Here is a 20234-nt window from a genome sequence, read left to right as displayed (position 1 = left end):
TTCACCGTCGGCGAATGGCGCTCTCCATCCGCGCAGTCACCGGATTACAGTCAGGCGCTTACAGGACGAAGAGGCGGAGTCAGGGTGTTGTCACGTTGGTGGGGTGTTGATCGGTTGAGGGTGCGTCAGGGCGTGTGGGGGTTGGGCGGGGGCCTGGGTCACGCTGCGGTGGTCGGGGGCGGTCCTCCGGTGCCGGCGTGGCCGGAAGTGGGGTGAGATGCCGCTGAACGCGGCCAGGAATCTCTGAGCTCCTCCGACGCTGCGGAAGCCTTTCATGGCGCGTTCGCGCTGCCTCGTTGGCTGGTGGGAGTTCTCGGCCCGGTTGTTCAGGCCTTTGTGGGAGCGGTGCTCGACCGAGGGCATCACCTCGCGGTGAGCGGCGCCGTAGGAACGGAGCTTGTCCGTGACGATCACCCTCGGCGCGGCCCCGATTCCTTTGAGGAGCCGACGGAAGAAGCGCCTGGCCGCGGCCTTGCGCTGGTTCTGGACGAGGATGTCCAGCACGTTGCCGTCCTGGTCGACCGCGCGCCAGAGGTACTTCTGCTCGCCGTTGATCGTGATGAAGACCTCGTCAAGATGCCACTTGTCGCCGGGACGGGGACATCGGCGGCGCAGCGCGTTGGCGTAGGGCTGCCCGAACTTCAGACACCACCGGCTGATCGTCTCGTAGGACACGATGCAGCCGCGCTGCAGCATCAGCTCCTCCACCTCACGGAATGACAACGGGAAGCGGAAGTACAGCCACACGCAGTGGGAGATCACCTCGACCGGGTACCGGTGCCCCTTGTACGACGGTGGCGTACTGTCCACGGACAACCCCCTCCACCATGATCAACCCGAAAAATCATCCCACCCGGCCAGCCAACGTGACAATGCCGTCGACCGCGTTCTCGCCGCCGTCGGCCAGTTGCTGGGCGAGCGTGCGGCCCAGGCCGCGGCCGCCCTTCGATGGTGAAGCGGCGTTCGGGCCACTGGGCTCACGGACGCGATGTGGTCCCGGACCGCGGGGCGACCGCTGTCCGGGACCAGTGAGCTGACCGACTCCGGTGTCACCCGGTGTAGGTGAACTCGTCGGCTGGACTGGTGGGGGACGAGTAGCCGTTCACGGTCACGGTGATGTCCACGGTCGTGCTCGTAGCCTTGCCCGACGGGGGTGCTTTGGCGACGATCTTGTCCGAGTCGACCTGGACGGATGGCGAGGCGTTCTTCCCGAAATACACGGAGGCGCCTTTCGCGAAGCCCGCGCCGGAGATAGTGACCGAGTCGTTGGCCTTGCCCCTGTCCGGTGTGATGCCGGTGACCACCACGGGTTCGGGCCCGCCGTAGGCGAACTGCCCGAGTGGGACTGCCGGGGAGGTGCCGAGGGGGTTGGTGACATACACGTTGACGATGCCGGTCCCGTCGGGCACCTCGGCAGTGATGGTGCCGTCAGGGTTGAACGTGGGTGGTTTCTGGCACGGGACGGGGCCGAAGTCGACGTTGCAGTCCTTGCTGAAGTCGCGGCCCTTGATAGTGACCTGTGTGCCCGATGCGCCGAAGCTGGGGATCACGCCGGTCACCACCGGCGGCCCGGAGAGGACGGGCGCGTCCAGCAGTCTGAGGTAGGTGGAGTTGGCATGCTGAAATGCGACCTGGCCCAGGAAATCCTCAACCGAGGCCTTGACCAAATTGTCGTCGCGGACCATGTAGTCGGTGTTCTTGCTGACGGCAGTGCCCGGCTGGACGTAGACATTGTTCCCGCGCAGAGCTGCGATCGACCCGAGGAGCACCTTCACCTCGAGAGTGGCCGCTGGTCCGGGATCCGGGTACCAGCTCTCCGCGGTGGGGAGACCGGCCCAGGCCAGCGGCACCGCGTCGTAGGCGTTGACGTAGCGCTGGTTCATGCTCCCGAACTGGGAGGTGAGGTAGTCGGCGAAGCTCTGCAGACCGGCGGTGGGTGCCGCGAAGGTGACCACCCCGAACTGAGGCTGGCTTTGCTGCCAGGTCTGCGCCTTCAGGTACAGCGCGACCATGTTTGCGATGCAACCACCCAGGCTGTGACCGATTACGTAGACCGTCGGCTGCGGAATCCCCGTCAAGAGGCCGGCGAGCGCCTGCACGAGATTGGAGCTGGCGCTGAGCGAACGCATGTCGACGACCTGAGTGAAGGCGTCCATCGCCCCCTTCGACACGGAGATGGGGGACGTCGACCCGCTGGCGGTGAACGGCACCACCGTGCCGACGTCGAGGTCTTCGAGAATGTCGGTCACGCTGGCGATTGTCCCGCGGACGACCACGGCAAACTGGTTCGAGCCGTCGTTGTTCTTGGCGATGTACGCCATGTTCGCGTTGTCCGGGCTCAGCGCGAGCCACGTCGGTGTCCAGTTTTTCGTCAGGGGGGAGTTGGAGAACTGCCGGGAGATGCCGAGCTTGATCCGCTCGGTCTGGGCTTGCAGGGTCTCCCCCGACGGACGCGGAGTCGCTCCAGTTGCCGCGATGGCGGCCAGGGTCATGGCCACCTGAGGCGTGATCGGAGTGGCCTGTTGTGCCGCCGCCATGCTCGCTCCTTAAGTCTTCACTCATCGTCATGCATCTCCATTTCAATGTATTCGCATACTCAGTACCCTGACGGATGTCAGGCCATTTGTGTTCTCTAGTTCACTGGAATGGGGTCCGACTAAAGCGGAACCGTAGTGAAAGGCTTCAAGGATCTGTTTTCCCTACAACCTCGTCGTCGCGGTTGTAGATGTCCGTCGGCAACGTCCAGGAACTCGCTCCCGGAGCGTGCCCCGGACCGTTTCTGAGCCCGGTCGCGTGGTCCATTTCCGCATGACCCATTAAAGATGGGGGCGGGACCTCCCGGCGGGGTCCCGCCCTCCCTGGTGCATGCGACGGGCTGAGCTCGAGGCTCAGACGAACGAGTCTGCGCAGGGTGTCAGGGACGTACGCGTCGCAGCGGGCCTCGTGCTGGGCAGCAGCCAGTTCGGTGTCGCGGCTGTGGGCGGCATCCGGGCTGACGTCGGTGGTGAGGGTCGGGCGACAGCGGCGGCGAGGCGCTCGATCCACGGCTGGGCGGCTTCCTCGCGGCGGGCGCAGGGAGGACGGCCAGTACCCACGCCTTCATGCCGCTGGTGGTGCGCGGGTTGCCGCACATGCTCCAGATCTCGTACCGCTCGCGCATGGCCTCGGGGCCGACGGCCCACCGCGCGGCGCACCCGGGGATCTCCTCGATGGTGTCCAGGGCGTTCACCGCGGCGTGCAAGACGCCCGGGATCAGCGTGCGGGTGGCGCCGTCGTTCACGCGACCGCCAAGGGCGTGGAGCGCACCTTCGGGTCGATCAACTCCCTGTTCTGCCGGCCTGGCTACACCGGCTCCGACGTCACCCGCCGCGGCAGAGACATCGAACGCGAAGCGTGCTGCACCGTCGCCCAGCTGCAGGGCCTCCTCGACGAATGGCTGGCGGCGCCCTGGGCTTCTGGAAGGCCCTCGCGGAAGTGTTCCCCGCCACCCGAGAGCAAAGGTGTTGGACCAAGGTCACCCGCGGCGCCGGCTCCCGCACCGCCGCCCTGGCCATCGTCTTCAAGCTGCTTCGGGAGATGTCCCAGTCGATCTGGCCGGCCGCGTTCGCTGCGGCCTGGACCTGCTGGAGCAGGCGCTCCCACGACGGAATTCTGCACCGGGTGCGGACTGGTGGGATTCAAATCCCCTCCCGCCCCGCATCCTCCTCCGTGCGGGGCGCGTCTGTGCAACCGGGCCCCTTCGGCGGGCGCCTAAGCATTACGAGTCGCTATCGAAGGGTTCATCACTCCAGCGGAACCACGCATGCCCTCCTTCGATGTGCAGCAGAAACTCCGGAACAGGGCCGGAGGGCGCAGTCAGCGAGACGGTCTCTCGGATCTCGTCGTAGACCTCCTCCCACTCGGCCCAGTGCTCGTCGTCATCGAACTCCATCAGCTCGAGCTCGCGGTCGAACAGAGGCTGGACTCCGACGAATGCGGGACCGGGCGTGAATCGCCCCGAGAGCCACGGAAAGTCGGCCTCCTCGACCAAGATCTCCCCAACCAACTCCTGCTGGTCTCGGCGCTGCACAAGCCAAACCTCGCCCACGAGCCTCACGCTCCGCCCTCCCTCGACGAGTCCTGCCCCCATTGCGGAGCAGACTGTCACATGCCTGTGACAGCCGATGCCGCGGTCAGCTCTACGAGCGAGCAAGATCGTCTCGTAGTTCGGAAAAGCAAGTTCAAGGCCATCAATGACGGCATGGGCCATGCGGCCGGGGACACCGTCCTCGCCGCGATCGGCGCCCGGCTCACCGCCTGGGCGGGCTCGCGCGCGTCCGTCGGTCGGCTCGGGGGCGATGAGTTCGCCGTGGTCCTGGAGCTGCCCGCCGACAGCCGCGCGCACCGTCTGGAGCAGCTGGTCCGGATGCTGCACATCCCGGTCACCCTGGACGACGGCCGCACCGTCGACGTCGCCGCCGCGGTCGGCGCCGCGTCCCCGGACGTTCTCGGCACCCGCGGCCTGACCGCGTTGCAGAGGGCGGCCGGCGCTGCGCTGTACGACGGCAAGCACTCCGGCCGTGCCCACCTCGCCACCGCCGCGCACGCCATGGTCCCGTCCATCAACGGGCGCCGGGCGGGCAGGCCGGGGACGGCCGTGTGGGGACGAGCCGCATGAGCACCACGGCGCTCCCCGAGGGCGACTGGATCCGCGGCATCACCATCCGCCAGCCCTGGGCCACCTGCATCCTCGTCGGGAAGAACGTGGAGAACAGGCCCAAGCACTGGCTTATGGACAGCTCGGTGGCTCGTCATGGGTTCTGATCTGGCGCTTTGCGTGGCGGACATGTCCGTGACGGGTTGGGCCGGCCGCTGATTCCGGTCGCGGACGACGAGATCGGCGAGGCTGCCCTGGAACTGCTGTGGGGCACTTCTGCGGTGAACACCTGGACTCCCGCCGGGTGTCGGTGCTGTCCGCCCCGGTGACAGCCGACGCTGACCGTAGGCGGCCCGATTCGCCTGTCGCTTCCCGCCTCACTTGGTCCGGTTCATGGAAGTGGGGAGTCCGGGGAGGGGGTGTGCGTGACCGGTTGCTCCCAGAGGCGGGCCAGGTGCGTGTGGAGGACGTCGTGTGCTTCGTGTGGGGTGAGGTGGCCGATGAGGACGTGCGCGGTGAGGCCGTCCGCGAGGGCGAGGAGGGTGCGGGCCTCGAGTTGCGGATCGAGGCGCACGGCGCGGTCGGCGCCCTCGCCGGCTTCCGAGATGAGGCGGGTGAACGCCTCCTGCAGGGTTGCGTAGTTCGCCGTCAGAGTCCTGGCGAGCGCCTTGCTCACAGCCGCCTGCGCGACGAAGGCGAGCCAGACCCTGGCCTCGGCGCGGTGCTCTTCCCGGAGCAGTGAGATCTCGGCGGCCGCGTGCCCCAGCGCGGTGCCAGCCGACTGGGCCGGGCTCCTGAGGAGGCGGGCCTGTACGCGCTCGCTGATCCGCTCGCTGATGTGCCCGAGAGCGAACACGAGCATCTCTTCCTTGGTGCGGAAGCACCGCTGAACTGCGCCCATCGACACCTGTGCGCGGGCAGCGACATCGCGAAGGGTCACGCCCTCCAGCCCGTGTTCGTCGGCGAGGTGGCACACGGCCTCGGCGATGAGGCGGCGTCGGCTCACATGATCCACCTGCCTGGGCATGTCCGATCGCCTCCCATTTTCACAGCGCTCCGCTTCGCAGCTCAGTTTATGCGATGCGCACGTATCGGGTCCGGGATACGGTTCCGATGCAAGCGCATTGGTACTGGGTGAGGAAGGTAAAGCCATGCAGGACGCCCTGTGGAAGATGCCGGCCACCGTGCAGGCGGAGGCTGTGCGCAGCGCAGAAGTCTCGGCCGTCGAACTGGTCGACAGTCACCTGGATCGCATCGCCGAGATCAACCCGCAGGTGAACGCGGTCACGCAGCTCCTGGCGGAGCGGGCACGTGAGGCCGCGGCGCAGACGGACCGTCGGCGGGCCGCCGGTGAAACGCTGGGGCCCCTCGCGGGGGTGCCCTTCACGGTGAAGGAGAGCACCGCCATCGAAGGCGTGCCGACTACGTTCGGCACGGAGCGCTTCCGCGATCTGGTGGCGTCGGCCGACGCGCCCCCGGTGGCACGGCTCCGCGCAGCCGGGGCCATCCCCATCGGGCACAGCAACATCCCCACCCTGATCCTGGCGGGGGTGCACACGCGCAGCGAGCTGTTCGGCGACACGGTCAACCCGTGGGACAGCAGCCGGACCCCGGGCGGCTCCAGCGGGGGCGACGCGGTGGCCGTTGCCACGGGCATGGCGGCGCTCGGGCTCGGCAACGACTCCGGCGGGTCGGTGCGCGTCCCGGCCCAGTTCTGCGGTGTGGCCGGGCTGAAGCCGTCCACGGGCCGGTTCCCCGCCGACCACCGCGTTCTCGGCCCGGACGACCCCGGCCCGGCGTCCCAGATGCTGGTCACTGACGGCCCGCTGGCCCGGAGCGTGGGCGACCTACGGCTTGCCTACGAAGTGCTGGCCGGCACCGATCCGCGAGACCCGCGGGCCGTGCCGGTGCCCGCATACGGCGAACCGCTCCCCGGACGCATGAAGGTCGCGGTCGTGCCGGACCCCGGCGGGCACGGCGTCCACCTCACGATTCACGGAGCCGTTGCGACCGCGGCCGACGCACTGCGCGACGCCGGGTACGACGTGCGCGAAGTGCAGGACGTGCCGCGGATGGACGAGGCCCTCGAGGCATACGGCCGGATCGCCGTGACCGAGTTCGCCCCGACCTGGCCGGTGGTGCGCAAGCTGCTCGGCAAGGGCGGGGACCGCTATATCGAGATGATGATGGAGCAGACCCCGCCCGCGAGCGCGGCCGAATTCATGAAGTTGATGAGCACCTGGATGAACATCCGCCGCTCATGGGCCGAATTCCTCGACGAATACCCGCTGTTGCTCGGTCCGGTCTTCACCGAGCCACCGGTCGAGCCCGGACTGGAGTCGCGGGACAGGGCGGGCCGGGACCGGGTCGGGTCAGGAATGCGCCTGTGCACCGTGACCAGCTTCGTGGGCGTACCCGGTGTGGCCGTACCGACCGGGACGGTCGACGGGCTCCCCTGCGGAGTACAGATCATCGGGCGCGCGTTCCGGGAGGACCTGTGCCTGGGCGCGGCCCAGGCGATCGAGGACCGGCTCGGAGTTCTCACACCGGTCGACCCGCGAGTGGGAGGCCGGGCTGATTGAGCCCTTGGGCCATAGAGGGCGCACGCGGCAACCCCCGTACCCCTCACGCCCCGTCCCGGCGGCCTGGCTGAAACGGACCCGTTCGCCACAAACCGCTTTCAACGGCAGCCCGAGATCGCGGTACTTGTAAAGACGCCCGAGGCTCCAACAACGATCGGTGCCCGGAAAACAACAACCGGAATGGACACCATGAACCCCACCGAGGACCATTCGCCCTCCTGCCGCGACTTGGTCGGTCTCCTCGCCCAGACCGGCCGGCGCGCCGCCTACGCGGCCCTCGCCCTCGGCCTGATGGCCCCGCCCGCCTGCACTACCTGACGAAGACCGACCACAGCCTTGCTGCGGCCAAGGACGCCGGCCTGACGGTGACCGACCGGACGCTGCGGGCGTGGCTGGAGGGCACGCGCCGGCCGTCGAAGGCCAGCCTGGAACGCATCGACGCCGCCTACCGGACGGTACGCCGCCGCAATGTGGCCCGGCATCTTCTGGCCCGTCTCAACCGCGAAGGGCGCGGGACCAGGGTGGAGTTCCATCCGCTGAACCAGTCGCAGGTGGCCGGGCCCCTGCAACGGGTGGTGGAGTACCGCACGATGAACGTCCGCCGCTGGGACCGCATCGTCGAAGCCTGGGCAACCGGCGACCACCAGGGCCTCGACGACGAGTGGACCACCGATGTCCTGCCCGACCTCGGTTTTCAGTGGGGCCGGTACGAGTACGTCACCAACATAGGCTTCGCCGCCTGATCCCCCCGAGTCCCCGACTGCCCGCCCGCTCCCGGGGCCTACGGCCTGGGGCGGCGCTGTGCGTACGAGGCGGCAGAGTTGTTGAGCGAGGTCTTGTCCCGGGTGCGCAGCAGGGCGATGGCGTCGTCGACGCGGCCCTGGCGTTCACGGATCGTGGCGAGCAGTCCGATCGCCATGTCGGGGTCGAGGCCACGGCAGCACCACGGGCTGTCGCACCGATGCTCGTCCGGGATCTGGGCCGCGAGCAGCTCCGCCGCCTCGTCGTCCCGGCCGGCGCCGTCCGCGACGTCGACCAGGGCCGCGGCGATGAACCGGTCCTGAACGTGCGGCCGCAGCAGGCGGAATGCCTCGTCGTCCCGGCCGTGCCGGGCGAGCAGCCGAGAGTGGAACTCCAGCGCCAGCGGGTGCCCGTCCTCCATACGTGATCGGGACAGCGCAATCGCCTCGTCGGTCCGCCCCCAGCTCTCCAGCAGGTCCGCCGTGGTCCAAGTGGCCGTTCACCAGCCCGTAGCAAGGTATGGGGCGAGCATCTCCAGCGCCTCAGCCCGTCGGCCCTGTTCACCGAGCAGCCGCGCCCACTCCCGCGCGCAGAACCACTCCCCATGGCCGGCCCAGAACTCCACCATCTCGGCATGGCCGAGTTCGAGAAGCCGGGAGACCAGATGCGGCGGGATGCAGCCAGACTGCGTCCGGGCCCGATAGTCAAGATCAGCAGCGTCCACAGCGACGTACCGAGCCCCTCCCACCAGAGTTCGAGCAGCTCGGACTCCTTGGTGAGGATCCGGTCGAGCGCCTCCACCGCCAGGGGCCGCAGACCCGCCGAGAGCGCGGGCAGGGGCTCCTTCGGGGCGTACGAGTGGTCACTGGGTCACCCCCGGGCGCTGCGCCGCGAGCAGCGCACTGACAACGGCCTGTCGGTGCCGTGTGCTTGGATCGCCGCCATGACGAAGGACGACGACATCCAGCAGACCCCGGAGGGCTCCGCCGAGCTGTGGATCGGGGCGGTGCCCTCCCTCGGGCCCGGTGGGCGTGATGTGTTTCTGGGGCTCGGTTCGCACGCCGACGAGCCCGGAGCCCGGCTGGCGCGGCTTCTTCTCGACCGGGGGCACGAGGGTGAGGAGGGCGTTTTCTATCTGCTGCCGGAGGATCTGGCCGCCCGCTACGAGCGGACCGGTGACCGGCTCGCGGTGACGCTCCTCGCCCGCCGGGACGTCCTCGCCCACAGCCTCCGGGCGTGCCCGGAGGAGGGGCGCATACTGCCCGGAGCGCTGCCCTCCGATCCGCTCGACGCCGACCGGGTCGTCCTGTTCCGCCGCGAGCTGACCACCGGCTTCGTCCCCGTCGAGCAGGGCGGGGAGTTCCAGCCGGTCCTCCTCGTCGACCACACCGCCGGTCCGGATGCCGGGCCCGAGGAGCTGATCGCCCTGTTCGAGGAGGGCGAGGCGGGCATCGCCGTACTCAACGCGGAACTGCTGCCGGACCGGGCCTGACGTTCCAGTGCAGGACGGTTCGGTCGGGCCGAAACGTCCCGTCGGTAGCGTGCCGAACGCAGCCCGCCGGCGGCGAACCGGCCCCGCCAGGTGCGCCCGTGTCGACGTGCATGCGCGTCCGCGCGGCTATCCGGGCGTTGGAGCGCCCGCGACCCGCCAGCAGCACGATGGCTGCCCGCTGCCGGGCCTGATGCGGGGCCTCGTGGCCGTAGGCCATCTTCTTCAGCCGGTGGCGCTCGCAGGCGCGCCAGACCCGCTACCCGCTGGCCCGCGACTTCAGCCGGGTGTCCGTGGCCGGGTCGACCACGGACCGCGGTCGACCCGACCATCTGGCCCGACCACGAGCCGGGCCAGGATCACGGCCCCGGCCCGGGTCACCCCTGAACCGGTCCGGGGCCCGCTGGGCACCGGACCGACGACGAGCACGGCCAGAAGGACAGAGTCGACACCGCGCCCGCGCCGGGCGCGGCGGTGCGTGGGATCCGGGCTGGCCCGGCCGGGCGCACTGGTACCGGCGCGCGCGACCCTGGAGGTATGGCCCGCATACGTTTCTGCGACTGGGGCCCGGCTGCCCAAGGGGGCGTCGGCCCGTCGGCGGTACTGCGACGACGTCTGCCGGGCCCAGGCGTACCGGGACCGGCAGATCGCCGACCGGATCTGGGGCTTCGGGCTGATCCTCGCCGAGGCGGAATCGATCGGGGACACCGGCCTGATCCGGTTGCTGACCTGCCCCCCTGTAAGGCGCACGCTTAACGCCAGAACCCGCACATGGGTTCCCGTGCACCGCCCGGACTCAATCGGTTGTCGCAACACCGGCTTCTTGAGTCAAGAGTAGGTGTTCGTTGAGGGCTTCAGCGGGTGTCTTCCATCCGAGGGTTTTGCGGGGGCGGCTGTTGAGGGCGAGTGCAACGGCTGCGAGGTCGTCTGTCTGCCATCGGGACAAGTCCGTGCCCTTCGGAAAGTACTGCCGCAGCAACCCATTCGTATTCTCGTTCGTGCCGCGTTGCCACGGGCTGTGCGGGTCCGCGAAGTAGATTTCGAGGCCGGTGTCGACGCGGAGCCGGGCATGCTGTGCCAGTTCTTTGCCGCGGTCCCAGGTCAACGAGCGACGCAGCTGCTCGGGCAGCGTGGTGATCGTGGAGGCGATCGCGTCCCTGACGGCCTCGGCACCCAGACCGGCCAGCGCCGGCCCGTTCTTCACCCTCGGCCCGGTGCCAAAGCCTTCCATCCGGGGCAGGTGCAGCAGCATGGTAAACCGGGTCGTGCGCCAGCCAGCCCTGCTGGTCTCCGGCTCCGGCGCCCACCTGGACCCCCACGTGGCCCTGTCCCGGGCGATCACGGAAGCGGCTCAGTCCCGGCTCACCCAGATCACCGGCAGCCGGGAAGACATCCACCCGGCCGCGTACCGGCCCGCCGTCCACCGCCGCCCTCAGCCCGCCGCGGGCCCCTGCGCCGGGAGGGCAGAGGTCGCCGCGCAGCACACCACCGAGTTCGCCACGGACGACGGCGAGGCCGAGCACCTGGCGGCCCGCATCCAGGCCGTCACCGGTCATTCCCCGCTCGTGGTGGACCTCACCCACGGACTCCACCAGCGGCGAGAGTTCGCCGTCGTCAAGGTGCTGGCCCCGGCCCTGCGGTGCGACCGCCCGGCACATCATCCCCGACCGACCCAAAAGGCAGCCGCGTGACCATTCATGTCTTCTCCGGGCCCACCGTGCCCGCCGCACGCGTCCGCGAGATCCTCCCCGACGCCGTGCCGCACCCCCCGGTCCGGCACGGCGATCTGATGCGGCTCGGCGCCGGACCCGGCGACACCGTGCTGATCAGCGATGGACTCTGGCACCAGAGCGCCCCGGTGCGGCACAAGGAGATCCTGGCGCTGCTGGCCGAAGGCGTCGCCGTAGTCGGCGCCGCCAGCATGGGGCCCTGCGGGCCGCCGAGCTCGCCCCGTACGGCATGGTCGGCGTCGGGCGCATCTTCGAGGACTTCCGCAGCGGCGCCCTGGACGCGGACGACGAAGTCGCCGTGCTCCACACCGACGACGGTCGCCCGCTGTCCGAAGCCCTCGTGAATCTGCGGGCCGCCCTGACCCGGGCCGCCGCCGACGGGCAGCTGGACGACACCGAAGCGGACCGGCTCGCCGACCTGGCCCGCTCCCTCCCCTATACCTCCCGGTCCTGGATCGCGCTGGGCCGCCTCGCGGCTGGGGAGGGGCTGGGGCCCGCGTTCAGCCGGGCGGACACCTGGCGCCGCATGCATCCCTGCGACGCCAAGCGGGAGGATGCCGAGCGGGCTTTTGCCCTGGTTGCCGCCGGTCTGCCCCCGGCTCCCGGCGTCGGGGCGTGGGCGGGAGAACCGTGGCAGACCAGCTTCGTCCGGTACTGGCAGGCGGCCTTCCGGCCGGGTGCGGTGACACGCGGGCAGAGCGTGAGCTTCCTCGCCCTCCTGCACCATCAGCAGCTGTACGACCCAGGGTTCCCGGGCCGGTGGCGGGCGCGAGTCCTGGCCGCCATCGCGCATGAGACGGGCGACGACGTGGGCCGCCCGGTACGGTCCGCGGCGGTGCAGCGGTCCGCCCTACGGTTCGTCGCCGCGGCAGGCATGGAGGTAGCCAGCCTGCCGGCGACCAGCTCGCCCACTGGCTCACCAAAGAGGAGGCGAGCCAGTTCCCGCCCGAGGAAGCGCTGGTGCGGTTCGTGGTTCGCTCCGCCCGCCTGGATGGGGCTTGGATGGTGTGGTCCGCCACGGTGGCCGAAGCGGGCGACCTGCTCGGTTCCGTTCCCCTGGCGGCTGAAGCCGTGGCCGCCGCGTTCGCCCTCAACGCTGAGATCGAGGCGGCCGCCCCCACCACACCACGGCCCACCTGAGCGCCGACCGCGTCGCCGCTCATCTCACGCAGTGCTGGGGGCTTCCCGAGGGATGCGGCCGGGCCGTGCTCGACGCGGCGGCCCGGGACCGGGCGTTCCGCGATTTCGCCGGCGCCCTCGAGGTGGCCCGAGCGTTCTACCTCTCCGCCCGCACCGTGGTCACGGCCCCGTCGGCATCCTTGGTCTCCTCCGGTACGAGGCAGAGCCCCCGGACCTGAGCGATGGCCAGCGGCACGACGGCGGCGGCCGTGATGATCAGGGCGCCCGTCGCCAGGGTCGTACGGAGCCCGAACAGCTGGGCGGCGGGACCGGCAAGGAGATAGCCGAAGGGCACGGGCAGGATCTGTCCGAGCGTCGAGCAGGACAGGGTCCGGCTCAGCCGGTCCGCCGGAATCCTCTCCTGCACCAGCGAAGCCCACACGGTCATGCTGACCGCCAGCCCCGTGCCCGCCACCCCCGTGGCGACCACGAGCACGGGCAGCGGCACGGCCGCCGCCATCGCCGCCAGCGGCACCGCCATCGACCCGGTGCCCGCGCAGACGACGACTCCGACCTGGCGCGGCTTCCACATCAGGGCGAGAGCCGCCCCGGCCACCAGCCCGGCGGTGAAGCCGGAGACCACCACACCCCACGGGGCGGCGCCGCCGAGCACCTGCTTGCCGTACACCGGGCCGAGAAGCTGGTAGCCGACCAGCCACACGGGAACGATCACGGTGGCCTGGCAGACCTTCACCCACAGCCAGCGGCGGGAACGGAAGTCATCCCACCCCTCACGCAGATCGGCGGTAAACCCGGTCCGGACCTTCACGTTCTTGGACTTGAGGCTGATCCGGGAGAAGAGCAGGGCCGAGGCAGCGAACGTCACAGCGTCCCATCCGAGGGCCCATCCAGGGCCGACCACGGCGACCAGGACCCCGCCCAGGACAGGCCCCGCCACCTTCACCATGTTCTGGCCGATCTTCAGCAGAGCGTTGGCCGCGTGCCGAAGATCGGCCGGGACCACCTCCACGACGATGCCCCCGGCCGCCGGGGTGAAGAAGGCTCCCGCCGCCCCGCATACGGCCGACATCGCCACCAGATGCCAGACCCGGGCCGTGCCCGAGGCCAGCAACAACACCGCCGCCGCCTCCGCGACCGCACAGACGACGTTGGACCACACCATGACCCGATCCCTGGGCAGCCGGTCCGCGACGACCCCGCCGACGAGCAACAGCAGGATCTGCGGCACGACGCTCGCCGCGAGAACCGCGCCCAGCGCACCAGGGCCACCGCCGATCCGGAGGACCGCGAAAGCCAGACCGATGGGCGCCACTGCCGAGCCCGTCCAGGACAGCACGCGAGCAGTGAAGTGCAGCCGATACGATCTGATGGCCAGCGGGGCGCCTGCCTCCCGGACTCGGGCCGCCCAGCTGATACGTGGGACGGGTCCCGCTGAATTCCGGTCGTGCAGACGCGCCTTACGCAAGATCCAACTCCGCCCAGAGAAAACGAAATCCCGGCAGCGAGACGCCACCGGGAAGATCCGTTTCGACTCTAGAGCAACCCGAAGATCGTCTGTCGCAGACGCACCAACAGGGAGAGGGAGTGGCCCGGCACCGCAGGGTGCCGGGCCGGGGATCTGCCGTTGGGGCCCCTGGTTCCTGCACCACACAGGAGCGGGTGTTTCACGGGTCACCCGGTGTGCTGGAGGCGGATTACCACTGGCAGTGGACGTGGGTGTCGTGGTTCTTGTCACCCGGCCCGAGGACCAGTGTGGCGCCGAGCTTCCGGCAGGCATTCATGAGCCCGCGGTGATCGGCCCTCTTGCCCACGTGGCGGCCGTTGATCCAGGTCACGTCGACCGCGCGGCCCGCGTAGTGCTTGGAGGTACGGCTGTGCCTCCCGCCGACGAACTCGGAGATCTCGAACTTGTAGTGGTACTGGGTGCCGAGCTTCAGGACACCGTTGAGCATCCGTGTGTCGAGCGCGACCCGCGCACCCTTCTTGTGGCCCCACGGGCTGGTCTTGGCCAGGCGTCCGTTGGAGACGTCGACCAGATTCTGCTGCGGGAGAGATACCTTGTCGGTACCGCTCACGTGTGCCTTGGCGTAGGTGATGCCCTTTGCGTTCAGGACAGAACGGGCCAGCCGGGCCGACTCGCTTGCCGGCTTCGCGGGTGCGTGATGCCGGGCTGCTTGCCCGTGCCGCCCGGGAGAGGGATCCGCCGTCGCGGCCTGCCCAGCAGAAAGAGCGATGGCTGAGACCGTCACAGCGGCGCAGACAGCGAGACGATTCATGGATGGATCCTCATTCCTCTGTGGGTGGCAGAACTGATCAAGAGGAAAGCAGGTGACCAGACGGTCTCTGGTCGTCCAGCGGGATTCCCACCTGATCGGGGTACATCTGCGTCAACATCCCGTCGCACACGGGAGGCCACCCGCGCGTGAGCTGCTCGCCCAGGGCGGCCAGAGCGCGCCGATGCTGTCGGCCGCCGATTTGGACACCCCGAACAACGGGGCGAGCTGCCTCAGCGTCAGGTTCGTGCGCCAGTAGGCCGCGACCAGCAGGACTCGGTCCTTCAGCGGCAGGCTCCATGGCCGGCCAGGTCGCACGGCGTCGGCTCCCTCGCGATGCAATACCGTCATCAATTTGCGGAAGTCGTGCGGGCTCAGCCCGGTGAACGGGGCTATCCAGACGGCTCCGCCGTCGTGATCACACCAGCCACGGTGAGATCGTCCCATCTCGATCACGCTGCGGGGGCGCCAGCCTCTGATGGGGCACATCTCGGTCGTCCGGACGGATTTGGCATGAGAGCCTCACGCCCGTGGCTACTGAAACTGAGGTGGGAGAGCTGTTGCACCAGCGCGGCTGGCGGACGGCGTTCACGGTCACTGAAATGGTGAACGCATGGGCTGCCCTGGTGAGCGTTATCGAGCGCGGCTACGGCGACGACATCTACGAGTACACCAACGACCTCTACTGCCGAAACTGGCTGCACGAGGCATGGCTCCTGCTGGACGAACACGTCGTCCAGCTCTGGACCCCGCGGATCAAAGCTCTGGACGACCAGTACAAAGCCGTGACCATCGACGACGACGGCCAAGCACTCGATCAGTTCCACAGGCTGCCCGGACCCGACCTGTGGTGGTGGCGGCGCCACCCCCGCATCCTCACCGGAGACCTCGGGCGTTCGCTTCGCTCGGCCGGTGCCATCGGCGCCGTCCGGGGCTGCCCGGACGGGCCCGCGCCGCGGTGAGACTCGGTCAGACCGGGACTGCGGCAGTTTCCGGTTCGGCCTGGGTTGTGTTGAGGGCGGCGAGGTAGCGCTCGGCGTCGAGGGCGGCGGCGGCGCCGGTGCCGGCGGCGGTGATGGCCTGGCGGTAGGTGTGGTCGACGACGTCGCCGGCGGCGAAGACGCCGGGGAGGTTCGTGGGGGTGGAGGGTGCTTCCACTGTGATGTAGCCGTCGTTGTCCAGGTTGATCTGGCCGATGAAGAGTTCGGTGCGCGGGTCGTGGCCGATGGCGATGAACAGCCCCGTCACGTCGAGGTCGTGGGTGGCACCGGTGAAGGTGTCGCGCAGAACGACACCGGCGAGCATGCCGTTCTCTTCCTTGATCTCGGCGACTTCGGTGTCGAAGGCGAAGGAGATCTTGTCGTCGGAGAAGGCGCGGCTCTGCATGACTTTCGAGGCGCGCAGGGCGGAGCGGCGGTGGACGACGGTCACGGATTTGGCGAAGCGGGTGAGGAAGGTGGCTTCCTCCATGGCGGTGTCGCCGCTGCCGACCACGGCGATATCACGGTCGCGGAAGAAGAATCCGTCGCAGGTGGCGCACCAGGACACGCCCCGGCCGGACAGCTCGTCCTCCTTCGGCAGGCCGAGCTTGCGGTAGCCGGAGCCGGTCGCGACGATCACCGTCTTCGCGCGGCGGACGGTGCCGGCCGAGTCGGTGAGCAGTTTGACGGGGCCGGTGAGGTCGACGGTGGTGATGTCGTCGTCGATCATCTCGGTGCCGAACTTCTCGGCCTGGGCCCGCATGTTCTCCATGAGGTCGGGGCCGTCGATGCCGTCGGGGAAGCCGGGGAAGTTCTCGACCTCGGTGGTGGTGGTCAGGGAGCCGCCGACGAAGATGCTGCTGCCGAACAGTACGGGCCCCAGCTGGGCGCGGGCGGTGTAGAGGGCGGCGGTGTATCCGGCGGGGCTGGAGCCGATGATGACGACGTCGCGTATGTCGCTCACGCCGTGGCCTCCGGGGCGATCTCGGCGATCAGGCCCTCGACCAGGGTCTTGATCTCGTCGCGGATGGGGCGGACCGCTTCGACGCCCTGTCCGGCCGGGTCGTCGAGCTTCCAGTCCAGGTAGCGCTTGCCGGGGAAGACCGGGCAGGTGTCACCGCAGCCCATGGTGATGCACACGTCGGACTCGCGGACAGCGTCGATCGTGAGGATCTTCGGGGTCTCGGCGGAGATGTCGATGCCGACCTCGGCCATCGCTTCGACGGCGGCGGGGTTCACAGTCTTCCCGGGGTTGGAGCCGGCGGAGCGGACCTCGACGCGGTCCCCGGCCAGGTGGGTCAGCCAGGCGGCGGCCATCTGGGAGCGGCCGGCGTTGTGGACGCAGACGAACAGGACGGACGGCTTGCCGGAGGACTCGGCCATGTTGATCGTTCTCTCTCGTCGCATGGCGGCACCAGCCGCTAATGACTTCAGCCCCCGCTGGTATCAGCAGGCAATGATGTGAAAGTATCAGTACATGCTGACTTCAGTCGATCCTGATCTGATCCGGGTGCTGGGCGATCCGCTCCGCCTCCGGATCGTGACCCTGCTGGCCCGCGAGACGCTGTGTACGACGCACCTGGTCGAGGAGACCGGCGCGAAGCAGACCAACCTGTCCAACCACCTGAAGGTGCTGCGCGAGGCCGGAGTGGTGGAGACGGAACCGTGCGGCCGCTTCACCTACTACAAGCTGCGTCCCGAGGTCCTGGCCGGCCTCTCCGAGCAGTTCGCCGCTCTGGCCGAGTCCGCACGTACCGCTGGCGAGAACAAGAGGGCCTGCCCGTGACCACCGAGCGCACCACGAAGGCCCCCGCCGCAGACCAGGCTGGGGGAGGAGACGTCTCGATCGTCAGGAAGCTCTCCACGCTCGACCGCTATCTCGCGGTGTGGATCCTGCTCGCCATGGCCATCGGCCTGGGCCTGGGGCGCCTGATCCCGGGGATGAACGACGCGCTCGCGAAGATCGAGATCGGCGGTATCTCCCTGCCGATCGCACTCGGCCTGCTTGTGATGATGTGCCCGGTCCTGGCCAAGGTCCGCTACGACAAGCTCGACACAGTCACCGGCGACCGCAAGCTGATGGTGTCCTCGCTGGTCATCAACTGGATTGTCGGCCCGGCGGTCATGTTCGCGCTGGCGTGGATCTTCCTGCCGGACCTGCCCGAGTACCGCACCGGCTTGATCATCGTCGGCCTGGCCCGCTGCATCGCCATGGTCATCATCTGGAACGACCTCGCCTGCGGCGACCGCGAAGCAGCCGCCGTACTCGTGGCACTGAACTCCGTGTTCCAGGTCATCGCGTTCGGTCTGCTGGGCTGGTTCTACCTCGACCTGCTGCCCAGGTGGCTGAACCTCGGAGACGGCCAGGGCCTGGACGTCTCCGTATGGCACATCGCGCTGAATGTCATCGTGTTCCTCGGCGTCCCGCTGCTGGCCGGATTCCTCACCCGCCGCATCGGCGAGCAGAAGATGGGCCGCGAGAACTATGAGGCGAAGTTCCTGCCGAGGATCGGCCCCTGGGCGCTGTACGGGCTGCTCTTCACGATCGTCATCCTGTTCGCCCTGCAGGGGAAGACGATCAACTCGCAGCCCCTGGACGTGGTCCGGATCGCACTGCCGCTGCTCGTCTACTTCGCGATCATGTTCTTCGGCGCCTTCTTGCTCGGCAAGGCCCTCGGACTGGCCTACGACCGCACGGCCACCCTGGCGTTCACCGCGGCAGGCAACAACTTTGAACTCGCCATCGCCGTCGCCATCGCGACCTTCGGCGTCACCTCCGGCCAGGCCCTCTCCGGCGTCGTCGGACCGCTCATCGAGGTACCCGTCCTGATCGGCCTGGTCTACGTCGCGCTCGCCTGGCGCAAGAAGTTCACGCCCGAAGCACTCACCACCCCGGGAAGGGGCGACTGATGCACTGCCTCGACTGTCGCACCACGGGAACGAGCAGCACCACCATCGGCGTCTGCCAGGGCTGTGGAGCCGGAGTCTGCGAGGCTCATGCCCGCATCGCGACCCGGAGCGTGCGTCGGGGCAGTCCGATCGGCACCCCCGGTGAGGCCGAAGCACGGACGGTGCTGTGCCCGGTGTGTGCCGCAGCCGAGGCACCGGCCGCATCGGCTCTGACCCTGTGACCGGCATGGTGGACGTCGTGGTGATCGGCGGCGGGCAGGCAGGGCTCGCCGCCGACTACCACCTGCGCCGAAAGAAGCTGGACTTCGTGATCCTCGACGCCCAGGAAGAGCCGGGCGGCGGCTGGCAGTACACCTGGGACTCGCTGCGCCTGTTCTCCCCGGCCGCGTTCTCCTCCCTGCCCGGCCGCCTCATGCCCGCCCAGCCCGGCCAGGAGTACCCGGACGCCGAGCACGTGGTGCAGTACCTGGCCGACTACGAAGACCGCTACGCACTGCCTGTTCACCGCCCGGTCCGCGTCCGGGCGGTGTGTCGGGACGGGGACCGTCTACGGGTGGAGACGGACTCCGGCGACTGGTCGGCGCGGGCGGTCATCTCCGCGACCGGGACCTGGTGGCGCCCCTTCCTCCCGGCCGTCCCCGGCCAGGAGGTCTTCACCGGCCGTCAGATCCACACCACCGGATACCGCAGCCTGGCCTTATCGACCACTCGCGAAGTCACTTCTCGACGGCTTTGGGAGGCGCTCGCCATGCCCGGACCTCGATATTGACGAGTACGGGAGTCGCCTCTGACCGAGGCCTTCCTGTCGGCAACGGAGCCACACCACTGCGTCACCCGACCCCGTAGCCAGCGTCTTTGTCTTTGACCCGTCCCGATGCCGAGGCGTACGGCTCCGGCCGACGCCGCGGAGTGCCGTCCATTTCATCGATATCCCGGCCCGCCACCAGGCGTTTACGCCTCCCGAGAAGGCCCAGCCGATGTTCGAGCGGCTCGTGGCCGACGGCATCCGGTGGAGCGACGGAACGTCCGCCCAGGCAGACGCGGTGATCTGGTGCACCGGCTTCCGACCCGCCCTCTCCCACCTCGCCTCGCTGGGCCTGCGCGGGACTCGCGGCCACATCGCCACCGACGGCACCCGAGCGGTCGGCGAGCCACGGCTGCACCTGCTCGGCTACGGCGACTGGACAGGGCCGACCTCCGCCACCCTCATCGGCGTGGGACGCCCCGCACGCGACACCGTCCAGCAGATCACCGAGCTACTGGCCTGAGTGCCTGCGGCATGCTGAAGGCATGCGGATCGAGGTCGTGGTCGTGAAGGAATGCCCGAACGAACAACTTGCTGTTGGCCGGTTGCGGCAGGCGCTGGAGGCGGCCGGGCTGGACGCGGCCGATGTCGTCACGCGGGTGGTCACCGACCAGGCCGAGGCCGAACGCATCTGCTTCACCGGCTCCCCGACCATCCTTATCAACGGTGAAGACCCGTTCGCGGAAGCCGGACGGACGTGGGGGATGGCTTGCCGTCTCTACCGCACGCCCGAAGGCTTGGACGGCGCTCCCAGCATCAGCCAGCTGCAACAGGCGCTTACGACCGCCTCCCACCACTCCTGATCCCGGTTCACCCAGCCAGCGCGGTACGCACGCGCTTCAGGACGTGCCCGGCATCCCGGCCGACGCCGCGCAGGGTTTTGGAGGAGAAACTGCGCTGGAACTCCATGCCGACGAAGCCGAGACCCGGGACCGCGGTGGAGAGGCC

22 protein-coding genes and 7 pseudogenes are annotated in these 20234 nt (G+C 69.2%); 18 read left to right on the top strand and 11 right to left on the bottom strand.

What is annotated here, in order from left to right; translation table 11 throughout:
* Nucleotides 1-90 precede the first annotated feature (90 nt).
* From OHA19_RS02310 to OHA19_RS02300, 3 genes are all read right to left on the bottom strand, one after another.
* On the bottom strand, nucleotides 91-810 hold the full coding sequence (locus tag OHA19_RS02310) for an IS6 family transposase (RefSeq protein WP_405720468.1): 720 nt from the start codon (nucleotides 808-810) through the stop codon (nucleotides 91-93).
* A 239-nt stretch (nucleotides 811-1049) separates the two neighbouring features.
* Entirely contained in the window at nucleotides 1050-2537 is a 1488-nt protein-coding gene (locus OHA19_RS02305; RefSeq protein ID WP_405720471.1) for a lipase family protein, read from the bottom strand.
* Between the two features lie 1220 nt (nucleotides 2538-3757).
* Nucleotides 3758-4249, bottom strand: coding sequence for a hypothetical protein (locus OHA19_RS02300; RefSeq protein ID WP_405722213.1), 492 nt, complete (start codon nucleotides 4247-4249; stop codon nucleotides 3758-3760).
* On the opposite strand from OHA19_RS02300, the gene OHA19_RS02295 reads away from it, so the two are divergent.
* The 3 genes and pseudogenes from OHA19_RS02295 to OHA19_RS02285 form a co-directional block, all read left to right on the top strand.
* Nucleotides 4241-4657, top strand: a complete 417-nt coding sequence (locus OHA19_RS02295; protein WP_405722125.1) for a diguanylate cyclase domain-containing protein — start codon at nucleotides 4241-4243, stop codon at nucleotides 4655-4657. The two genes, OHA19_RS02300 and OHA19_RS02295, sit on opposite strands and share 9 nt — an antisense overlap.
* Entirely contained in the window at nucleotides 4654-4803 is a 150-nt protein-coding gene (locus OHA19_RS02290; RefSeq protein WP_405722216.1) for a hypothetical protein, read from the top strand. Before OHA19_RS02295 ends, OHA19_RS02290 begins: the two co-directional genes overlap by 4 nt.
* A 27-nt stretch (nucleotides 4804-4830) precedes the next feature.
* Nucleotides 4831-4955, top strand: a pseudogene (locus tag OHA19_RS02285) (site-specific integrase); the annotation flags it as partial.
* A gap of 72 nt (nucleotides 4956-5027) precedes the next feature.
* Here the strand turns inward: OHA19_RS02285 and OHA19_RS02280 are convergent.
* Entirely contained in the window at nucleotides 5028-5663 is a 636-nt protein-coding gene (locus OHA19_RS02280; RefSeq protein ID WP_405749192.1) for a TetR/AcrR family transcriptional regulator, read from the bottom strand.
* Nucleotides 5664-5787: 124 nt separating this feature from the next.
* Between OHA19_RS02280 and OHA19_RS02275 the strand changes: the two genes are divergently transcribed.
* The 3 genes and pseudogenes from OHA19_RS02275 to OHA19_RS02265 form a co-directional block, all read left to right on the top strand.
* Nucleotides 5788-7218: an amidase gene (locus tag OHA19_RS02275; RefSeq protein ID WP_405720476.1), complete on the top strand. Its 1431-nt coding sequence runs from the start codon at nucleotides 5788-5790 to the stop codon at nucleotides 7216-7218.
* Between the two features lie 180 nt (nucleotides 7219-7398).
* The gene (locus tag OHA19_RS02270) at nucleotides 7399-7536 is read left to right on the top strand and encodes a hypothetical protein (RefSeq protein WP_405753378.1); all 138 of its coding nucleotides are present in this window, start codon (nucleotides 7399-7401) and stop codon (nucleotides 7534-7536) included.
* Nucleotides 7518-7961, top strand: a pseudogene (locus OHA19_RS02265) (transcriptional regulator); the annotation flags it as partial. The gene OHA19_RS02270 and the pseudogene OHA19_RS02265, both read left to right, overlap by 19 nt.
* A 38-nt stretch (nucleotides 7962-7999) precedes the next feature.
* Here the strand turns inward: OHA19_RS02265 and OHA19_RS02260 are convergent.
* Nucleotides 8000-8380 (bottom strand): hypothetical protein, encoded by a 381-nt coding sequence (locus OHA19_RS02260; protein ID WP_405749189.1) that lies wholly within the window; start codon nucleotides 8378-8380, stop codon nucleotides 8000-8002.
* Between the two features lie 213 nt (nucleotides 8381-8593).
* Between OHA19_RS02260 and OHA19_RS02255 the strand changes: the two genes are divergently transcribed.
* Entirely contained in the window at nucleotides 8594-9451 is an 858-nt protein-coding gene (locus tag OHA19_RS02255; protein WP_405720485.1) for a hypothetical protein, read from the top strand.
* Nucleotides 9452-10244: 793 nt separating this feature from the next.
* Here OHA19_RS02255 and OHA19_RS02250 read toward each other — a convergent pair.
* Nucleotides 10245-10718 (bottom strand): annotated as a pseudogene (locus OHA19_RS02250) (IS30 family transposase); the annotation flags it as partial.
* On the opposite strand from OHA19_RS02250, the gene OHA19_RS02245 reads away from it, so the two are divergent.
* The 3 genes and pseudogenes from OHA19_RS02245 (at nucleotide 10699) to OHA19_RS02235 (ending at nucleotide 12318) form a co-directional block, all read left to right on the top strand.
* The gene (locus OHA19_RS02245) at nucleotides 10699-11139 is read left to right on the top strand and encodes a YcaO-like family protein (RefSeq protein ID WP_405749186.1); all 441 of its coding nucleotides are present in this window, start codon (nucleotides 10699-10701) and stop codon (nucleotides 11137-11139) included. The pseudogene OHA19_RS02250 and the gene OHA19_RS02245 sit on opposite strands and share 20 nt — an antisense overlap.
* A gap of 98 nt (nucleotides 11140-11237) precedes the next feature.
* A pseudogene (locus OHA19_RS02240) lies at nucleotides 11238-11569 on the top strand (TfuA-like protein); the annotation flags it as partial.
* Nucleotides 11570-12180: 611 nt separating this feature from the next.
* Complete coding sequence (locus OHA19_RS02235) at nucleotides 12181-12318, top strand: hypothetical protein (protein ID WP_405722219.1); 138 nt, start codon at nucleotides 12181-12183, stop codon at nucleotides 12316-12318.
* A gap of 136 nt (nucleotides 12319-12454) precedes the next feature.
* Here OHA19_RS02235 and OHA19_RS02230 read toward each other — a convergent pair whose 3' ends face one another.
* Nucleotides 12455-13654, bottom strand: a complete 1200-nt coding sequence (locus OHA19_RS02230; protein WP_405749184.1) for an MFS transporter — start codon at nucleotides 13652-13654, stop codon at nucleotides 12455-12457.
* A 358-nt stretch (nucleotides 13655-14012) separates the two neighbouring features.
* Nucleotides 14013-14594 (bottom strand): hypothetical protein, encoded by a 582-nt coding sequence (locus tag OHA19_RS02225; protein ID WP_405720490.1) that lies wholly within the window; start codon nucleotides 14592-14594, stop codon nucleotides 14013-14015.
* 52 nt (nucleotides 14595-14646) lie between these two features.
* Here OHA19_RS02225 and OHA19_RS02220 point away from each other — a divergent pair, with 52 nt between their 5' ends.
* Nucleotides 14647-14850: a hypothetical protein gene (locus OHA19_RS02220; RefSeq protein ID WP_405722224.1), complete on the top strand. Its 204-nt coding sequence runs from the start codon at nucleotides 14647-14649 to the stop codon at nucleotides 14848-14850.
* On the opposite strand, the pseudogene OHA19_RS02215 reads toward OHA19_RS02220, so the two are convergent.
* A pseudogene (locus OHA19_RS02215) lies at nucleotides 14775-15022 on the bottom strand (transposase family protein); the annotation flags it as partial. The gene OHA19_RS02220 and the pseudogene OHA19_RS02215 sit on opposite strands and share 76 nt — an antisense overlap.
* 99 nt (nucleotides 15023-15121) lie before the next feature.
* Between OHA19_RS02215 and OHA19_RS02210 the strand changes: the two are divergent.
* Complete coding sequence (locus OHA19_RS02210; RefSeq protein ID WP_405720493.1) at nucleotides 15122-15553, top strand: hypothetical protein; 432 nt, start codon at nucleotides 15122-15124, stop codon at nucleotides 15551-15553.
* Between the two features lie 7 nt (nucleotides 15554-15560).
* Here the strand turns inward: OHA19_RS02210 and trxB are convergent, their stop codons facing one another.
* A complete protein-coding gene (trxB, locus tag OHA19_RS02205) occupies nucleotides 15561-16535 on the bottom strand; it encodes a thioredoxin-disulfide reductase (protein WP_405720496.1) in 975 nt (324 codons plus the stop codon).
* Nucleotides 16532-16954: an arsenate reductase ArsC gene (locus OHA19_RS02200; RefSeq protein WP_405722128.1), complete on the bottom strand. Its 423-nt coding sequence runs from the start codon at nucleotides 16952-16954 to the stop codon at nucleotides 16532-16534. Before OHA19_RS02200 ends, trxB begins: the two co-directional genes overlap by 4 nt.
* 94 nt (nucleotides 16955-17048) lie before the next feature.
* Here OHA19_RS02200 and OHA19_RS02195 point away from each other — a divergent pair, with 94 nt between their 5' ends.
* The 6 genes and pseudogenes from OHA19_RS02195 (at nucleotide 17049) to OHA19_RS02170 (ending at nucleotide 20089) form a co-directional block, all read left to right on the top strand.
* Nucleotides 17049-17357 carry an ArsR/SmtB family transcription factor gene (locus OHA19_RS02195; RefSeq protein ID WP_405720499.1) on the top strand — a complete coding sequence of 103 codons (309 nt, stop codon included), beginning with the start codon at nucleotides 17049-17051 and terminating at the stop codon, nucleotides 17355-17357.
* Nucleotides 17354-18481 carry an ACR3 family arsenite efflux transporter gene (arsB, locus tag OHA19_RS02190; RefSeq protein WP_405720502.1) on the top strand — a complete coding sequence of 376 codons (1128 nt, stop codon included), beginning with the start codon at nucleotides 17354-17356 and terminating at the stop codon, nucleotides 18479-18481. Before OHA19_RS02195 ends, arsB begins: the two co-directional genes overlap by 4 nt.
* Complete coding sequence (locus OHA19_RS02185) at nucleotides 18481-18702, top strand: DUF2180 family protein (RefSeq protein ID WP_405720505.1); 222 nt, start codon at nucleotides 18481-18483, stop codon at nucleotides 18700-18702. The genes arsB and OHA19_RS02185 overlap by 1 nt, the downstream gene beginning before the upstream one ends.
* Before the next feature lie 5 nt (nucleotides 18703-18707).
* Nucleotides 18708-19175 (top strand): annotated as a pseudogene (locus OHA19_RS02180) (FAD-dependent oxidoreductase); the annotation flags it as partial.
* Between the two features lie 271 nt (nucleotides 19176-19446).
* Nucleotides 19447-19749, top strand: a pseudogene (locus tag OHA19_RS02175) (pyridine nucleotide-disulfide oxidoreductase); the annotation flags it as partial.
* A gap of 22 nt (nucleotides 19750-19771) precedes the next feature.
* On the top strand, nucleotides 19772-20089 hold the full coding sequence (locus OHA19_RS02170) for a hypothetical protein (protein WP_405720508.1): 318 nt from the start codon (nucleotides 19772-19774) through the stop codon (nucleotides 20087-20089).
* The last annotated feature ends 145 nt before the right edge of the window (nucleotides 20090-20234 follow it).

It is taken from the genome of Streptomyces sp. NBC_00012 (genome assembly GCF_045040875.1).
Lineage (GTDB): Bacteria > Actinomycetota > Actinomycetes > Streptomycetales > Streptomycetaceae > Streptomyces.
This window is presented reverse-complemented; position numbering and strand designations above follow the sequence as displayed.

Bases quoted from the DNA above. Each gene is read 5' to 3' on its own strand.
- OHA19_RS02260 (WP_405749189.1), bottom strand. From the start codon at position 8,380: ATGGAGGACGGGCACCCGCTGGCGCTGGAGTTCCACTCTCGGCTGCTC.
- OHA19_RS02170 (WP_405720508.1), top strand. From the start codon at position 19,772: ATGCGGATCGAGGTCGTGGTCGTGAAGGAATGCCCGAACGAACAACTT.
- OHA19_RS02245 (WP_405749186.1), top strand. From the start codon at position 10,699: ATGGTAAACCGGGTCGTGCGCCAGCCAGCCCTGCTGGTCTCCGGCTCC.
- OHA19_RS02270 (WP_405753378.1), top strand. From the start codon at position 7,399: ATGGACACCATGAACCCCACCGAGGACCATTCGCCCTCCTGCCGCGAC.
- OHA19_RS02200 (WP_405722128.1), bottom strand. From the start codon at position 16,954: ATGGCCGAGTCCTCCGGCAAGCCGTCCGTCCTGTTCGTCTGCGTCCAC.
- OHA19_RS02295 (WP_405722125.1), top strand. From the start codon at position 4,241: ATGGGCCATGCGGCCGGGGACACCGTCCTCGCCGCGATCGGCGCCCGG.
- OHA19_RS02300 (WP_405722213.1), bottom strand. From the start codon at position 4,249: ATGGCCCATGCCGTCATTGATGGCCTTGAACTTGCTTTTCCGAACTAC.
- OHA19_RS02280 (WP_405749192.1), bottom strand. From the start codon at position 5,663: ATGCCCAGGCAGGTGGATCATGTGAGCCGACGCCGCCTCATCGCCGAG.
- OHA19_RS02195 (WP_405720499.1), top strand. From the start codon at position 17,049: ATGCTGACTTCAGTCGATCCTGATCTGATCCGGGTGCTGGGCGATCCG.
- OHA19_RS02225 (WP_405720490.1), bottom strand. From the start codon at position 14,594: ATGAATCGTCTCGCTGTCTGCGCCGCTGTGACGGTCTCAGCCATCGCT.
- OHA19_RS02275 (WP_405720476.1), top strand. From the start codon at position 5,788: ATGCAGGACGCCCTGTGGAAGATGCCGGCCACCGTGCAGGCGGAGGCT.
- OHA19_RS02290 (WP_405722216.1), top strand. From the start codon at position 4,654: ATGAGCACCACGGCGCTCCCCGAGGGCGACTGGATCCGCGGCATCACC.
- OHA19_RS02235 (WP_405722219.1), top strand. From the start codon at position 12,181: ATGGTGTGGTCCGCCACGGTGGCCGAAGCGGGCGACCTGCTCGGTTCC.
- OHA19_RS02305 (WP_405720471.1), bottom strand. From the start codon at position 2,537: ATGGCGGCGGCACAACAGGCCACTCCGATCACGCCTCAGGTGGCCATG.
- OHA19_RS02255 (WP_405720485.1), top strand. From the start codon at position 8,594: ATGGCCGAGTTCGAGAAGCCGGGAGACCAGATGCGGCGGGATGCAGCC.
- OHA19_RS02185 (WP_405720505.1), top strand. From the start codon at position 18,481: ATGCACTGCCTCGACTGTCGCACCACGGGAACGAGCAGCACCACCATC.